Raw genomic sequence first — 14,593 nt, 5'->3', positions numbered from 1 at the left:
AAGCGCCCCGGCCATTGCGGTTCGGGGCGTTTTTCGTTCACGACGAAGCTGGGCACGCAACGGCATCCGGTCACGTGTCCCTGAGCAGAGCCAGTGCAAGGGTTTCCGCCAGTTGCGACTGGCTATAGGGCTTGAGAATCCGCGGCAACTGCACCGCCGGGCCTTCCAGATGGCCGGAATAGCCAGTGGCGAGGATGATCGGCAACTCGGGATGCAGCTTGCGCACCACCTCGGCCAATTGCGCGCCGTCCATCTGCGGCATGATCATGTCGGTGATCATCAGGTCGACCGCAGGATTCTGCTCCAGGCAGCGCAACGCCTGGGCGCCGGAAGTCGCGCAGATCACCCGATGCCCGAGGTCCTCGAGCAGCAACACGGTGCTGTCGAGCACCAGGTTGTCGTCGTCGACCAGCAGTACCGTCAGCGGTTTGAACAACGGTTGTGGCTCACCGTCGACGAAGAGATGTGGTCCCGGATCGACCTCGTTGTCCACCGGCAGCCAGAGTTCGGCGGTGGTACCCTGGCCCTTGCTGCTTTTCAGCACCAGGCGCCCGCCCATCTGCTCGGCCAAGCCGTGAACCATCGACAGGCCCAGGCCGGTCCCCTTGCCCACGCCCTTGGTAGTGAAGAACGGGTCGGTCGCGTAGGCCAGGGTATGCTCGTCCATGCCTTCACCATCGTCAGTGATCGCCAGACACACGTACTCATCATGGGGCAGCGCATCGACCTTGGCGTGCACGCCGGCACTGATCCGGATACTGCCACCGGCCGGCATTGCATCGCGGGCATTGCTCACCAGATTCAGCAAGGCCAGCTCCAACTGGTTGATATCGACATGCACCGCCGGCAGGGCCGTGCTCAGTTGCGACAGGACCGCCACCTGTGGCCCGGCCGAACTGCGCAGCAGGCCGAGCAGATTGTCCACCAGGTCCGATAGGCGCACGGCTTCGGTCCGCAGTTCCTGGCGCCGGGCGAAGGCCAACATGCGCTGGGTCAGCGATACGCCGCGCTCGGTACCCTGCAAGGCGTTCCCCACCAGCCGGGAAAGCCTTGCGTCGCCGTTGACACGCTTGCTCAGCAATTCGAGGTTGCCGCGAATCACCGTCAGCAGGTTGTTGAAGTCGTGGGCGATACCACCGCTGAGCTGACCGATGGCCTGCAGTTTCTGCGACTGGAACAGTGCTTCACGTGCCTGGTCCAGCTCCTTTTGCGCCAGTACCGACTCGGTGATATCACGGGTGATCTTGGCAAAGCCGAGAATCTCGCCGTTCTCGGCACGGATCGGGTCCAGTATCACGTGGGCCATGAACCGCGTGCCATCCTTGCGCAAGCGCCAGGCCTGCTTCTCGAAGCGCCCTTCGGTGGCAGCGATCGACAGCGCCCGGGCAGGCTCGCCGCTGGCACGGTCCTCGTCGGTGTAGAACATCGAGAAGTTCTTGCCGATGACCTCCTGCGCCGTGTAGCCCTTGATGTGTCGCGCGCCCTGGTTCCAACTGCTGACCCTCCCCTGTGGGTCGAGCATGTAGATAGCATGATCGGTCAGGGCATCGACCAGCAGGCGGAAACGATCACCGTCGGTTACGCTTCCGGACGCAGGTTGATCGGACATGAGGGGCCTCGCAGGTAATTTTCCCCCTACCTTACACCGGCTCCGCCAGCGTGCCCAAGAAAACCTCCCGGGCCTCGACAGATTGCATGACCGGGGGTAAGCAGGCCCGTCTCAGGCCTTGACCCAATCCAGGTCCACTTCGCCCTCGATACCGTCGACCAGGCCCTTGCTGCTGTGCTGCCACCAACTCCAGCTCTTGCCCCGGCTGCTCCAGGTTTGCGGCAGCGAGGGCTGTTCGACCTGCCAATGGGCGACCCAAAGCGGGCATTCGCTGAAATCGTGCCTGTCCCACGCCACGTCGCGGTCCCACATCGTGGGAGAGGTGTAGATCAACGGGTAGGCCCCGCCCAACAGTTGCCTCACCGAAGTGACCAGGCTGAACAGGTTGTCGGCCATCTGCTGCGCGGATGCCTGTTCGTTATGCTGGGTTTCCACATCGATCGCCAGCAGGTCGCGTCCCGGCTCGAACTGCACCTCGGCAAGCTGCCGGCGGATATTGGCCAACTGCTCGCAGGGGGTGCTGCTCAGCGCCCTGAAGTAGTGATAGACCCCGGCCCGCAGGCCATGGCTGCGCAAGCCACGAAAATTCTCGACGAACCGGGGATCGACGTAGGTACCACCCTCGGTCATTTTCACCATCGCCTGGGTGATCCCGGTCGCCGCGACTCTGGCCCAGTCGATACTGCCCTGCCAGCGTGATACATCCATGCCTCGCGCATAAGCATTGCGGCCTGTTTCCTTGCAGCTCATTGGTCTCTCCGTGGGGTTTGCTGTTGTCGGTTATTGCGTCGCGTCCATGTTTCCACGCGACATCGACCAGCAGGTCCTAACCGGATACCGCCCACGGCAGGATTCCCAGCGAAGCAAAGAAACTCAGCGACGTCGTCAACCACTCGCCATCGCGGGAAACCCGCTTCGAGTTCAGCGCCTGAAACCGCAGGGGCTCAGTAGCCCCTGGAACGATCGACCACGTTGAGCAGCGCCTCGCCCCGGCGTTCACGCCGCAGGTTTTCGAGGATGACCGAGACGGCACCGTCGACCTGTACGGTGCTGGCGACATGGGGTGTCATGAGTACCTTGGGATGGCCCCAGAACGGATGCTCGGGCGGGGGCGGCTCCTGTTCGAACACGTCGAGGATCGCCCCGCCCAGGCGGCCCTCGTCCAGTGCCCGAACAACATCGTCATCGACCAGATGGGCGCCGCGACCGACGTTGACCAAGCCGGCACCCATCGGCAGGCAATCGAGCCGTGCGCGATTGAGAATGCCATGGGTCTCTGGCGTCAGCGGCAGCAGGTTGATCAGGATGTCGCACTGCTCCAGGAACGCCGACAGTTGCTCCATGCCGACAAAACAGCGCCCGCCCGGCACGGCCTTCTCGCTGCGATTCCAGCCGCTGAGCTGAAAGCCCAATGGTTGCAGACGGTCAAGCACCGCAAGCCCCAGGTTGCCAATGCCCATGACGCCGACACGTCGGCCAGCGGCGGGGATGATCGGCAACTCTGCCCAAACCCTGGCCGCCTGTTGCGCGCGATAGCTGAGGATGTCCCGGTGCAAGGCGAGGACGGCGAACTGCACGTACTCGGTCATGATGGTCGCCATCGACGGATCGACCAGCCGAACCAGTGGCACATGCTCCGGCAGCACCGACAGGTCGAACTGATCGACACCGGCTCCGGCCGAATAGAGCACCTGCAGGTTGGGGAAGCGTTCGATCAGGTCGGCGCAGGACTCCCAGGCGATCAGGTAGCGCACATCGGCCGGGTCGCCCACCTCGGGCGCCTGGCGAAACTCGAGTTCCGGGGCCTGCCTGGCAAAGGCCGCCCGCCATTTCTCGGCGTCGCTGGGCCACGCCATGTAGAGAATACACATGCCAACTCCTTGGGGTATCGGGCCTCACATAGTGCTGGAGCCCTCGGTGATTGACCATCGCATGTCTCACCGACGGCACTTTTCATAAAGCGCCTTGAGCCGCACGACCGCGGCCTCCACCTCGCCATCCTTGACGCCACCGTAACCGAGCACCAGCAGATTGCCGTCGTCGGCCTGCGGGTCGAGGGTGTAGGCGCCGCGCAGGGCCAGGTCGAATGCGGCGGCGTGTTCGAGCATTTTCCTCGCCGTGCCGGGGGCACCGATGCGCACGGCCAGATGCAGGCCCGCCTGCCCGCGACTGTAGTGGATGGCGTCGCCGAAGTGCGTGTCCAGAGCCGCCTTCAACAGGCGCCGACGCTCGGCATAGACAGCGCGCATCCGGCGAATGTGGCTGGAAAAATGGCCCTCGCGGATGAAATCGGCCATCGCCGCCTGCGTCGCCAGGAAACCCGGACGATAGAGCTGGGTCAGGCCCTTGGCGAAGGCATCCGCCAGCCCTTCGGGAACCACCAGGTAGCTGAGTCGCAAACCGGGGAACGTCACCTTGCTGAAGGTGCCGAGATAGATCACCCGGCTCCCGCTGTCCAGTCCCTGCATGGCCGGCAGTGGATCGATGTCGTAGCGAAACTCGCTGTCGTAGTCATCCTCCACCAGCCAGAGCCGCTCGGCCCTGGCCAGGGACAGCCAGTCCCGTCGCCGTTGCAGGCTCATGACATGGCCGGTGGGGTATTGGTGCGACGGTGTCACGAAGGCCAGGCGCGCCCGGCTCTCCAACTCGGGGAGACGCGCGCCCTCTTCGTCCAGTTGCAGCGGTACGCAGTGCAGACCGGCGGCGGAAAACACCACCGGAGCCCCCCAGTGGCAGGGGCTCTCCACCAGTGCCGTATCACCTGGATCCGCCAGCAGCTTGGCCAGCAGGTCGAGTGACTGATGAGTGCCCTGGGTGATGATGATCTGTCGGGGGCTGCATCGGACCGCCCGCGAGGCATACAGATAGGTGCACAAAACCTCGCGCAAGGGCCGGTAGCCACCCAGCTCGACATAGCCGGCCAGCTCGGCATGACTGCGCTTCAGATAGCGGTTCTGCAACCGCCGCCAGAGGTGAAAGGGAAAGTACTGTGCATCCGCGACCCCGGGGACAAACGCACCGGCGCCACGGGCCAACGCGGTGACACGCGCGGTGATGCCAAGTCCCCGCGACGACAACAGGCTCTCGACCGCCTCGACCTGGTCGACCGGACCGTCGTGCCGGTCGCCGCGTGGCAAGGTATCGGCGACGAACGTGCCGCTGCCCGAGCGGGTGAACAGGTAGCCCTCGTTGACCAGTCGCTCGTACACCAGCGACGTGGTGACCCGCGACACGTTCAATTGCGCGGCCAGGGATCGGGTCGAGGGCATGCGCGCGTCGACCGGCAAGTGGCCCTGCAGGATCGCCGCCTGGAGGGCCTCGTAGATCTGCCGCTGCAGGCCGGACGGACCACCGCGCCGAAGCGAATCCATCAGCAGTTCCTGAAGCTGTAGCGCCATGGGTGGCCTCGAACAGGTCGATTCATCAAGAGCAGGCCGCTGGAAAGTGGCCTTATCGATAAATCCTATCCGGATCTAACAGATAGCTCCACTACTGACCTATCTTCAGTCCAACGCTGGTTCGGCCCCACCCAGTCCCCATGCCCTTTACCCGAGGCAAGTCTCATGACGTCCCGCACCACGCTCGCCGCCGACGACATTCTTGCCGCCGCCCCGGCCACGGTTTCCACCGACCAGGCCGCCGCGCTGGCGGCACAACTCTATGGTCTTGACGGCAGCGCCCGACTGCTGGCCGGTGAACGCGACCTGAACTTTCACCTCGGCTGTGGCGAGCGTGGCCAGTTCCTGCTGAAGGTTTCCAACCCGGCTGAGGACCCGAGCGTCGCCGATTTCCAGAACCAGGCACTGCGGCACATCCAGCAGTGTGACCCGCAGTTGCCGGTGCAGCGCATCTTCGCCGCCCATGACGGCAGCCTGCAAACGCGGGTATCGATCGACGACCAGCAGGTGCTGGTGCGCCTGTTCTCCTTCGTCGGCGGTGTCTCGCTGAGTCAGGTTGCCGAACCCGGCGAAGCCTTTCGCAGGAGCCTGGGGGAAAACCTCGCACGCCTGGGCCTGGCACTGCGCGGCTTTTTTCATCCGGCCGCAGGGCACGAACTGCTGTGGGATCTCAAGCATGCCCTGCGCCTGGAGGCCATGACCGAGCTGATCGAAGACCGCGCGGCCCGCGAGCGGGTCCGTCAGTTCCTCGGTCGCTTCGAGTGCCATGCCCTGCCCCGGTTGCCACGCCTGCGGGCCCAGGTAATCCACAACGACCTGAACCTGCACAATGTCATCGTCGATGCGCAGGCGCCCCATGCACTGCGCAACATCCTCGACTTCGGCGACATGGTGCATGCGCCGCTGATCAACGACCTGGCGGTCGGCGCCGCCTACCAGTTGGGCGCCTCGGGCAACCCCCTCGAACGAGCCCTGCCCTTCATCGCCGCGTACCATCGGGTTTGCCCCCTGGAACCCGTGGAACAGGAGATTCTGTTCGACCTGATTGCCTCCCGCCTGGTGCTGACCGTGGTCATCACCAACTGGCGCGCCTCGCTCTACCCGCAGAACCGCGACTACATCCTGCGCAACGCCCCCTCGGCATCGAGTGCATTGCAACGCCTCGCCCAACTGTCGCGCCAGGATGCCCAGGACCAGATCCACCGAGCCTGCCAGCAGGAGACCGAGTAAATGACCATGATCAACGGCTTCACCGCCGCCGACGCGCAACAACTCTCCAGCGCCGAACGCGCGCTGATCGAGCGCCGAGAAAGGACCCTGGGCCCGGCCTACCGGCTGTTCTATGAACGGCCCCTGCACATCGTCAGGGGAGATGGCGTCTGGCTGTACGATGCCGATGGCAGGCGCTACCTCGACGCCTACAATAACGTCGCCTCGATCGGCCATTGCCACCCACGGGTGGTCGATGCGATCTGCGCCCAGGCCAGGCAGCTCAACACCCACACGCGCTACCTGCACGAAGGCATCCTCGACTACGCGCAAAAGCTGCTGGCGACCTTCCCGCCGCAGCTCAGCCAGGTGATGTTCACCTGCACCGGCAGCGAGGCCAACGACCTGGCCTTGCGGATCGCCCGCCAGTGCACTGCCGGCACCGGGATCATCGTCACGCAGTTGGCCTATCACGGCGTGACCGGGCAGTTGGCCTGTGCCTCGCCATCGCTGGGTACCGGCGTCCCTGCCAGCCCGCACGTACGCCAGGTCCGAGCCCCCGATGCCTACCGACTGGGCGCGGAAAACGTCTCGCGGGTATTCGCCGAAGATGTCCGCGCAGCCATCGCGGATCTGCGCAGCCACGGCATCAAGCCTGCTGCGCTGCTGTTCGACGGGATCTTCGCCAGCGACGGCGTACTGGCCGACCCGGCCGGTTTCGCCCGCGAAGCCGTGGCCGTTGCCCAGGCGGAGGGCCTGTTGTACATCGCCGACGAAGTGCAATCGGGCTTCGCCCGTACCGGCTCGCAGATGTGGGGGTTCCAGCGCCACGGCGTGCTGCCCGACATCGTCACCCTGGGCAAGCCGATGGGCAACGGTCAGCCGATTGCCGCTGCGGTCATGCGCCCGGAAGTGGTCCGGGAGTTCGGCAACACCACCCGCTACTTCAACACCTTTGGCGGTAACCCGGTGTCCTGCGCCGCTGCCAACGCCGTGCTCGAGGTGATCCAGGAAGAACACCTGCAGGACAACTGCGCAGAGGTCGGCGCCTACTTCAAGGCCGGGCTCGAGTCACTGGCCCAGCATCACGCGGTCATCGGCGACGTGCGCGGTGCGGGCCTGTTCCTCGGGGTCGAGCTGGTGACGGACCGGGCGAGCAAGAACCCCGACGCCACTGCCGCACGCCGACTGGTCAACGGTTTGCGCGAACGAGGCGTGCTGATCAGTTCCGCTGGCGCCGGGGAGAACATCCTGAAAATCCGCCCGCAACTGATTTTCCAGCGCGAGCATGCGGACCTGTTTCTCGAAACGCTCGACAGCGTCCTGGGCGAGCTTTGACCCAGGCCGAAAACTCCCTGGGTACAGCACGCAAGGCAGTCTGAACCAACCTTCGATGCGGCTGATCTGTTGAAGAAGGACACACCCTGTTCGGGTTGAACACCCTCAGCGCCCGCTGCACCGTGCAGTTGGCCTCATCTTCCCTGGACAGTCCGGCCATCCTTGCACCCTGTGTCCGAGCAGCCGATAAAACTTGGAACCCGTGGGTCAGCGCCGGCCTCCACATGACAAGGTGCCGGTGTTGCCGGTCTCGGCAGCGAACAGGACGACGATCATGAGCAGTGATGTGCGCATCGGTATTTCAGGGTGGCGGGGGGACTTCTACCCTCGCAAACGGGTGCAGAAACACGAGTTGGCGTTCACCTCCAGGGCGGTCAACAGCATCGAGATCAACGGCTCGTTCTACGCCTTGCAGACACCCCAGCGTTATGCCGGCTGGGCTGCGGCGGTGCCAGACGACTTTATCTTCAGCGTCAAGGCGCCGCGCTACATCACTCACATCAAGCGCCTGCGCGAGATCGAGGAACCGCTGGCCAACTTCATGGCGTCGGTGCCGTTCCAGCGCGGTCACAAGCTCGGCCCGATCCTCTGGCAATTCCCGCCCAGCTTCAGCTTCGACGAAGCGTTGTTCGAGGCATTCCTGCAGCAACTGCCGCAACACTGGCGTGAACGCATCGAGCGGTGGACCTAGGATGCCGTTCGACGATCCGTCGCTTGCCCGGCTGTCGGTCGCCACTGCGGGAGTATCGCCATGAGTTTCATCCTCTGGATGACCGTGCTGGGTGGCATCCTGCTGATCCTGGCATTGACCTCTTCCTACCTGCGCTGGATGCCGATCACCACGTCGGCGGTGTGCCTGCTGATGGGCGTCGCCATTGGTCCGGCGGGCCTCGGCTGGCTGCAACTGGACCTGGATCGGCATGCGCTGTGGATGGAGCACTTGTGCGAAGTCGCCGTGCTGTTTTCGTTGTTCGTCTGTGGCCTCAAGTTGCGCCTGCCGCTGCGCGATGCCAGTTGGCGTGTCGCCTTCGGCCTGGCGGGCCCGGTGATGCTGCTGAGCATCGGCGGCGCCTGCCTGGCGCTGCATTACCTGCTCGGGTTGTCGTGGGGCACTTCGTTACTGATCGGCGCCATGCTCGCACCGACTGACCCGGTGCTGGCCTCGATGGTCCAGGTCAGCGATGCGCGCGATGGCGATCGCCTGCGCGTCGGGCTGTCCGGTGAGGCCGGACTGAATGACGGCATCGCCTTTCCCTTCGTGCTGCTTGGCCTGCTGCTGTTGCGCCAGGAGCACGGCCAGGCGCTGGAATGGCTCGGCTGGCTCTCGCGGGACCTGTTGTGGGCGGTACCGACCGGTTTGCTGATCGGCTATGCCATGGGCCGGGGGCTGGGGCGCCTGACCTTGCTGATGCAGACCCACCATCGGGACAGCACCCTGTCGCCCAATGACTACCTGACCCTGGCGCTGATTGCCCTGGCCTACGTGGTAGCGGAACGACTTCACGGCTACGGTTTCCTCTCGGTGTTCGCCGCCGCCCTGGGCTTGCGCCAGGCAGAGGTGAGATCGACCGCCGATCCCCGGACACCCGCCGAGCACCTGGTGCAGCCCCTGGTCGGGCACCAGAACATCGAGCCCCGGCAGGCCCTGCACGGTGACGTGGACAACCTCGACGATACCCAGGTGGCCGCCGGGATCATGATGGGCGACATGCTGGCGTTCGGTAACCTGGTGGAACGGGCAATGGAGGTATTCCTGGTGACCCTGCTGGGGCTGGTCCTCGTGCCCCATTGGGATTGGCGCGCCCTGGTAATCGCGGCCCTGCTGTTCCTGCTGATCAGACCCTTGAGCGTGCAATTGCTGCCTTGGGGAGCCTTGCTGAGCCCCACCCAGCGATGGCTGACCGGCTGGTTCGGCATACGCGGGATCGGCAGTCTCTACTATCTGTTCTACGGGCTGAACCACGGCTTGTCCGCAGAGGCCGCCTCGACCTGTGTCAACCTGACCTTGTCGGTGGTCGCCCTCAGCATCCTGGTGCATGGCTTGAGTACGCAGCCGATGCTCGCCCGCTACGAGCGCTCGAAAAAATAGAAAACCGGCAGATGTAACAAAGAATTTCATGAAAACTCATTGTCCAACGAAGTACCTACAACAAGGAGTTCCGTCATGCGATTCGCACGCTTCTGCCAGTCATTGTCAAAATGGGCCGGTGCTTCGAGGACCTTCATGATCGCCATCGTGCTGATCATCATCTGGGCGGCGACCGGTCCCTACTTTCACTACAACGATACGTGGCAGCTGATCATCAACACGTCGACCACGATCATTACCTTCCTGATGGTGTTCCTGATCCAGAACACCCAGAACCGCGACAATGACATCCTGCACATCAAGATCGACGAGCTGCTGCGAGCCACCAAGGAAGCCCACAACGCCATGCTGTGTCTGGACAAGCTGGAAAATCGCCAACTGCGTGAACTGCGCAAGGAGTACAGCAAGATGGGCGCCAGTGAGACCGTCGATCCGACATGCCTGCCCGACCAGTCCACGGCCATCCCAGCGCAGGACGACGAAGAGAAACAACCGTCAAAACCATGAGACGCTGCCAAGCGCAGGCGATAGGGCTATCTGCATCCCCATCCTGCGCTGTTCGTGCAGGCTGCATGAGTTCCATTCGCCATCATGGATGACAAGCCGTTGAAAACAGGGAAGTTTCCAGCGCCGCGCGATTGGCACGACAAATGCCCCTACTCCCTCGATACACGGCGCCGACAAAGATCGGCAGATCTTCCCTACGTGATAGCGAGGCATCCCAGATGAACGCCATTGAACTGCTCAAAGCGGACCATGAAAAGGTCAAGGCCATCCTGACCCAACTGAGCGAATCGACCGACCGGGCACTGAAGAAGCGCACCGAACTGCTGCAGAAGCTGGAACTGGAAGTCACCATCCATACGCAGCTTGAAGAGCAGATTCTCTACCCCGCCTTCAAGGAAGCCGGCAGCAAGAAGGATGAGGAAATGTACTACGAGGCCAAGGAGGAACATCGCACGGTGGACTCGCTGGTACTGCCCGACCTGAAGAACACCTCGCCAACCACGCCCGAATTCGCCGGCCGCGTGAAAGTGGTCAAGGAACTGCTGGAGCACCACATCGAGGAAGAGGAAAGCGAAATGTTCCCGGAAGCCGAGAAGGTACTGGGCAAGGAAAAACTCGAGATGCTCGGTGAAGAGATGCAGGTGTTGAAAGCATCGCTGAAGAAAAGTCTGACCGCATCGAAACTGGCCGCCTGAGGCGGCCCGATGGGCACGGGGAACGGGAGCGCCGGGAGGCGATCGATCGTTCCCTGTCCGCCCGCATCGGCCGGGTCTCAGACGGCTGCGGAGATCGCCTCGATCGTCAGCTTTGCGACCCACTCGCTAGACATCGGGTTCTGCCCTGTCACCAGCCGACCGTCCCGGACAGCATGCGGCTCGAAGACCGGCGCGCCCTCGTAGAGCCCGCCCAATTCGCGCACGCGACTTTCTAGCAGGAACGGCATCGCTTGCGTCAGCCCGGCGGCGTCCTCTTCCGCATCGCTGAAGGCACTGACCTTGCGACCGGCCACCAGCGGCTTGCCGGATTCATCGACGGCGCCGAGCAGGCCGGCCGGACCATGGCACACCGCCGCGATGACCTTGCCCTGGCGCCAGGCGGCGCTCAGCAGAGACGCGAGGTGCGGATCAGCCGGCAGGTCGAACATTGTCCCGTGACCACCCGGCAGGAACACGGCGGCGAATGAATCACTGGCAACCGTCTCCAGACGCTCGGAGTTCTCCAGCAACGACAAAGCCTGCTCGTCGGCCAGGAAGCGCGCCATGCTCCAGACTTCCTCGGTTTTTGAATGGGGGTCGACAGGAATCGCACCGCCCTTGGGCGAAGCGAGCACTACCTCATAGCCGGCATCGACAAAAACATAGTAGGGCGTGGTCAGTTCTTCGAGCCACACGCCGGTAGGCCGTTCGGATGTTCCGAGGGTCGACTGGGAAGTGAGTACCATCAAAATGCGTTTGTTCTGCTTGATCATTCGTCTCGATCCAGGGATGGGACAAGGCGCACGATGGCCTTGCCGGAGTAGGTCCGGTGCTGCAGCCCGTGCAGGTGCTGCGCCAGGTTTTCAAAAAGGGCCGCGTTGATCGCGTCGGGCTGCCATTGCCCCGCGCCGAGCGCCGCAAGCATCGACTCACCCGCCGCCACCAGTTCGCGCCAGGTGCGCTCATCACCGAACGTGTGGGCCGCGCCCAAGGCGACTTCATGGACCGAAAGAGTTCGACTGAACGGCGGGCACACTGGCGTATCCAGTCGGTCCTGCACACACACCAGATGGCCGTTGGCACGCAACGCGGGCGCCAGCAGTCGGGCATGCCGGGCGTTGACCGTATCGATCACCGCATCGAAACGGGTGCCCTGCTCCCACGGGCCCTCGAGCGGACCGTCGAGACAATCGCTCACCCCCAGCGCCAGCAAACGCCCGGCATGGCGTGGGTGACACATGGCCGTGACCTTCAATCCGCGCTGGCGGGCCAGCTGGATCAGGTGATGCGCCACCGATCCGCCCGCGCCACTGATGAGCAACTGCCTGCAAGCTGCCGGCAGCTTCTCCAGGGCCAACCAGGCGGTCAGCGCCGGGCATGGCAAACTGGCCGCATCGGCCCAGCCCACACCGGGCGCCACACGCATCAGCACCCGGGCCTGCACCGCGGTGTACTCGGCAAAGCTGCCATCACGCGCCAGGCTCTGGTGATAGGCCACCCGCTGGCCGACCCAGGCCGGCGACACACTATCGCCCACGGCGACCACCACCCCGGCGCCATCGACACCCGGTACATGGCCCGCTTGCCAGGCGACCAGCTCGCCGCCGAGGACTTTCCAGTCCACCGGGTTCAGGCCCGCCACGACGTTGCGTACCAGTACGTCACCGGCCTGCAGTGACGGCAGGGGCCGTTCGACCAGCCGCAGTTCGGCGGGATCGGCACTGCCTTCCCAGGCCCACGCGCGATGAGAGGTCGACATCATGCCTGGTAGGCCCCCGCCGAATAGGTGAGCTCGTAGCTATGGCTGTAGATCTCGAGGATGTTGCCGAACGGATCCTCCATGTAGACCATGCGGTATGGTTTTTCGCCGGGAAAGTACTCGCGCACGGGCATGCGCTGCTTGCCGCCGGCAGCGACGATTTTCGCCGCCAGGCCCTCCACGTCCGGATCCTGAACGCAGAAATGGAAGACCCCGGTTTTCCAGTATTCGAAATTGTTTTCCGGCCGCTGTGCATTGCGAAACTGGAAGATCTCCACCCCGATCCGATCGCCCGTCGACAGGTGGGCAATGCGGAACTCGCCCCAGCCGGCGCCGAACACATCGGTGCACATCACGCCAATGGCACTGTCGTCTTCAGTGATGGTGGTCGGTGGCATGATCAGGTACCAGCCAAGGACTTCGGTGTAGAACTTCACCGCACCGTCCAGGTCGGTGACGGACAGGCCGATATGGGAAAAATTGCGAGGATAGACGGGCATGACGACACTCCAGGAAATCGGAAATCCACCTTAGCGACAGCCAGCCATAAGAAGTACTATCGCCGGATTATGGCCTTGATAAGAGTTTGTGATGATCAATCCGCAATGGCTGCGCTCCTTCCTGGGCGTTGCCGAACTCGGCAACTTCACCCGGACCGCCGAACGGCTCGGGCTGACCCAGGCGGCCGTCAGCCAGCACGTGAAGTACCTCGAAGACCAGCTCGGCCCATTGCTGATACGCCGCCCCCGGCACGTTGAACTGACCCCGGCCGGCGCAGCCCTGCTCGATTACGGTCGCGAGCTGGACGCCGCCAACCGGGCACTGCAGGCACGACTCTGCAACGCTGACGAACAGCACGGCGAGGTCGGCCTGATCACTCCCGGCAGCATCGGCCTGACGGTGTACCCGCTGCTGCTGGACTACCAGCAACAGAACCCCGGACTGGTCATTCGCCATCGCTTCGCCCCGGACCGCGAGGTACTGGAAGCGGTACTGGACAATCGCTACGACGTCGGACTGCTGACCTTCAAGCCCGATGAGCCGCGGCTGAACGCCGAGCCCTTCATGGAAGAACCGCTCGAACTGATTCTTCCGGCCGGGATCGCCTATCAAGGCTGGGAAACCTTGCAGGCACTGGGCTTCATCGATCACCCCGATGGGGTCGGCATGGCCACGCGGCTGCTGAGCCGGCGCTATCCGGGCCAGCCCGGCATACGGGAGTTCGCGATACGCGGCTTCAGCAACCAGGTCGGGCTGATCCTTGAGCCGGTGGCGCGGGGCCTGGGCTTCACCGTACTGCCCCGCTTCGCCCGCCAGGCGTTTGCCCGCCAGCAGGCGATCCAGGTCATCGAATGCGGCAGCCCGATCGTCGATACGCTCTGGCTTATCCACCGTGCCGAGTGGCCCCTGGCCCTACGGGCCCGGCGCGCGATCGAGCACCTGCGCCAACGCCTCTCGGCGCCGGCCTGAGGCTGCTCAGCGAGCCGCCTGGCGCGCAGCATCGACCAAACCGTCCAGCCAATCCTGGTGACCATTGATCATCGGGTTCGGCCTGGTCTTGGCCAGCTCTTCAGCCGGCCTGCCCTTCTGGGTTTCCTGGGTCAGGATGCGCACCCGTCCTCCGGACAGATCCTCGATCAGCCAGGCGTGGTGAACATCGAGTCGCGTTTCGCCCTCACCGGCCCAACCGTGCCAGGCAATGCGCCCCGGCGTTCCGGCAGCGGGCGGCAGGTATTCGTTGCATTGCGCCTCGACGGGAAAACCGAAGGTCTCGAAATAAAACCGGACACCCTCCTGCAACTCCGGCCCCACATGGTCATGCAGGCGTACGTTCGCCGAGTTGGCGTAATAGGTCGGCCACAACGCCGCCTGGCTCAGCAGCGGCCAGATGTCCGCCGCCGTGAGGCCGGCGACGATGACTTCATTGGAGACGAAGTTTTCGGTAAAACCGGGCAGATAGCCTTGCGGCCAGATGATCTCGTTCATGGG

Annotated in this window: 14 protein-coding genes and 1 pseudogene; 7 read left to right on the top strand and 8 right to left on the bottom strand. The window is 63.9% G+C overall.

Translation table 11 applies throughout. The features are described from left to right. Positions 1–70 precede the first annotated feature (70 nt). The 4 genes from AC6I6U_RS16340 to pdxR form a co-directional block, all read right to left on the bottom strand. Positions 71–1,609, bottom strand: a complete 1,539-nt coding sequence (locus AC6I6U_RS16340; RefSeq protein ID WP_497882935.1) for an ATP-binding protein — start codon at positions 1,607–1,609, stop codon at positions 71–73. A gap of 111 nt (positions 1,610–1,720) precedes the next feature. Next, entirely contained in the window at positions 1,721–2,359 is a 639-nt protein-coding gene (locus AC6I6U_RS16335) for a glycoside hydrolase family 25 protein (protein WP_497882934.1), read from the bottom strand. Between the two features lie 194 nt (positions 2,360–2,553). Then, positions 2,554–3,480: a 2-hydroxyacid dehydrogenase gene (locus tag AC6I6U_RS16330; protein ID WP_497882933.1), complete on the bottom strand. Its 927-nt coding sequence runs from the start codon at positions 3,478–3,480 to the stop codon at positions 2,554–2,556. Between the two features lie 66 nt (positions 3,481–3,546). Then, positions 3,547–4,980 carry a MocR-like pyridoxine biosynthesis transcription factor PdxR gene (gene pdxR, locus AC6I6U_RS16325; RefSeq protein WP_497882932.1) on the bottom strand — a complete coding sequence of 478 codons (1,434 nt, stop codon included), beginning with the start codon at positions 4,978–4,980 and terminating at the stop codon, positions 3,547–3,549. Positions 4,981–5,172: 192 nt separating this feature from the next. On the opposite strand from pdxR, the gene AC6I6U_RS16320 reads away from it, so the two are divergent. The 6 genes and pseudogenes from AC6I6U_RS16320 to AC6I6U_RS16295 all read left to right on the top strand — a co-directional run bounded on the left by AC6I6U_RS16320 (position 5,173) and on the right by AC6I6U_RS16295 (position 10,845). Further along, complete coding sequence (locus AC6I6U_RS16320) at positions 5,173–6,237, top strand: phosphotransferase (protein WP_497882931.1); 1,065 nt, start codon at positions 5,173–5,175, stop codon at positions 6,235–6,237. Continuing rightward, complete coding sequence (locus AC6I6U_RS16315; protein WP_497882930.1) at positions 6,238–7,554, top strand: aspartate aminotransferase family protein; 1,317 nt, start codon at positions 6,238–6,240, stop codon at positions 7,552–7,554. It abuts the gene before it with no gap. A 274-nt stretch (positions 7,555–7,828) separates the two neighbouring features. Further along, positions 7,829–8,221, top strand: a pseudogene (locus tag AC6I6U_RS16310) (DUF72 domain-containing protein); the annotation flags it as partial. A gap of 84 nt (positions 8,222–8,305) precedes the next feature. Then, entirely contained in the window at positions 8,306–9,643 is a 1,338-nt protein-coding gene (locus tag AC6I6U_RS16305) for a cation:proton antiporter (RefSeq protein ID WP_497882929.1), read from the top strand. A gap of 75 nt (positions 9,644–9,718) precedes the next feature. Continuing rightward, complete coding sequence (locus AC6I6U_RS16300) at positions 9,719–10,150, top strand: low affinity iron permease family protein (RefSeq protein WP_497882928.1); 432 nt, start codon at positions 9,719–9,721, stop codon at positions 10,148–10,150. Between the two features lie 218 nt (positions 10,151–10,368). Continuing rightward, a complete protein-coding gene (locus tag AC6I6U_RS16295; RefSeq protein WP_497882927.1) occupies positions 10,369–10,845 on the top strand; it encodes a PA2171 family ribosome-binding persister protein in 477 nt (158 codons plus the stop codon). 77 nt (positions 10,846–10,922) lie between these two features. Here the strand turns inward: AC6I6U_RS16295 and AC6I6U_RS16290 are convergent, their stop codons facing one another. The 3 genes from AC6I6U_RS16290 to AC6I6U_RS16280 are packed head-to-tail and all read right to left on the bottom strand — an operon-like array spanning position 10,923 to position 13,104. Beyond that, the gene (locus AC6I6U_RS16290; RefSeq protein WP_497882926.1) at positions 10,923–11,618 is read right to left on the bottom strand and encodes a type 1 glutamine amidotransferase domain-containing protein; all 696 of its coding nucleotides are present in this window, start codon (positions 11,616–11,618) and stop codon (positions 10,923–10,925) included. Next, a complete protein-coding gene (locus tag AC6I6U_RS16285) occupies positions 11,615–12,607 on the bottom strand; it encodes an alcohol dehydrogenase catalytic domain-containing protein (RefSeq protein ID WP_497882925.1) in 993 nt (330 codons plus the stop codon). Before AC6I6U_RS16285 ends, AC6I6U_RS16290 begins: the two co-directional genes overlap by 4 nt. Continuing rightward, positions 12,604–13,104, bottom strand: a complete 501-nt coding sequence (locus AC6I6U_RS16280) for a lactoylglutathione lyase family protein (RefSeq protein ID WP_497882924.1) — start codon at positions 13,102–13,104, stop codon at positions 12,604–12,606. The genes AC6I6U_RS16285 and AC6I6U_RS16280 overlap by 4 nt, the downstream gene beginning before the upstream one ends. A 91-nt stretch (positions 13,105–13,195) precedes the next feature. Between AC6I6U_RS16280 and AC6I6U_RS16275 the strand changes: the two genes are divergently transcribed. Continuing rightward, on the top strand, positions 13,196–14,074 hold the full coding sequence (locus AC6I6U_RS16275; protein WP_497882923.1) for a LysR family transcriptional regulator: 879 nt from the start codon (positions 13,196–13,198) through the stop codon (positions 14,072–14,074). Between the two features lie 6 nt (positions 14,075–14,080). Here the strand turns inward: AC6I6U_RS16275 and AC6I6U_RS16270 are convergent, their stop codons facing one another. Further along, entirely contained in the window at positions 14,081–14,590 is a 510-nt protein-coding gene (locus tag AC6I6U_RS16270; RefSeq protein ID WP_497882922.1) for an SRPBCC family protein, read from the bottom strand. Between the last annotated feature and the right edge of the window lie 3 nt (positions 14,591–14,593).

The organism is Pseudomonas sp. UTLPPB19802, from assembly GCF_059730225.1.
The sequence above is the reverse complement of the archived record's forward strand: the minus strand, read 5'-3'. Positions and strand labels throughout refer to the sequence as shown.

Excerpts from the sequence above, each read along its gene's own strand:
- AC6I6U_RS16290 (WP_497882926.1), bottom strand. The coding sequence starts at position 11,618 with ATGATCAAGCAGAACAAACGCATTTTGATGGTACTCACTTCCCAGTCG.
- AC6I6U_RS16275 (WP_497882923.1), top strand. The coding sequence starts at position 13,196 with ATGATCAATCCGCAATGGCTGCGCTCCTTCCTGGGCGTTGCCGAACTC.
- AC6I6U_RS16330 (WP_497882933.1), bottom strand. The coding sequence starts at position 3,480 with ATGTGTATTCTCTACATGGCGTGGCCCAGCGACGCCGAGAAATGGCGG.
- AC6I6U_RS16295 (WP_497882927.1), top strand. The coding sequence starts at position 10,369 with ATGAACGCCATTGAACTGCTCAAAGCGGACCATGAAAAGGTCAAGGCC.
- AC6I6U_RS16305 (WP_497882929.1), top strand. The coding sequence starts at position 8,306 with ATGAGTTTCATCCTCTGGATGACCGTGCTGGGTGGCATCCTGCTGATC.
- AC6I6U_RS16285 (WP_497882925.1), bottom strand. The coding sequence starts at position 12,607 with ATGATGTCGACCTCTCATCGCGCGTGGGCCTGGGAAGGCAGTGCCGAT.
- AC6I6U_RS16335 (WP_497882934.1), bottom strand. The coding sequence starts at position 2,359 with ATGAGCTGCAAGGAAACAGGCCGCAATGCTTATGCGCGAGGCATGGAT.
- pdxR (WP_497882932.1), bottom strand. The coding sequence starts at position 4,980 with ATGGATTCGCTTCGGCGCGGTGGTCCGTCCGGCCTGCAGCGGCAGATC.
- AC6I6U_RS16340 (WP_497882935.1), bottom strand. The coding sequence starts at position 1,609 with ATGTCCGATCAACCTGCGTCCGGAAGCGTAACCGACGGTGATCGTTTC.
- AC6I6U_RS16320 (WP_497882931.1), top strand. The coding sequence starts at position 5,173 with ATGACGTCCCGCACCACGCTCGCCGCCGACGACATTCTTGCCGCCGCC.
- AC6I6U_RS16270 (WP_497882922.1), bottom strand. The coding sequence starts at position 14,590 with ATGAACGAGATCATCTGGCCGCAAGGCTATCTGCCCGGTTTTACCGAA.
- AC6I6U_RS16315 (WP_497882930.1), top strand. The coding sequence starts at position 6,238 with ATGACCATGATCAACGGCTTCACCGCCGCCGACGCGCAACAACTCTCC.
- AC6I6U_RS16280 (WP_497882924.1), bottom strand. The coding sequence starts at position 13,104 with ATGCCCGTCTATCCTCGCAATTTTTCCCATATCGGCCTGTCCGTCACC.
- AC6I6U_RS16300 (WP_497882928.1), top strand. The coding sequence starts at position 9,719 with ATGCGATTCGCACGCTTCTGCCAGTCATTGTCAAAATGGGCCGGTGCT.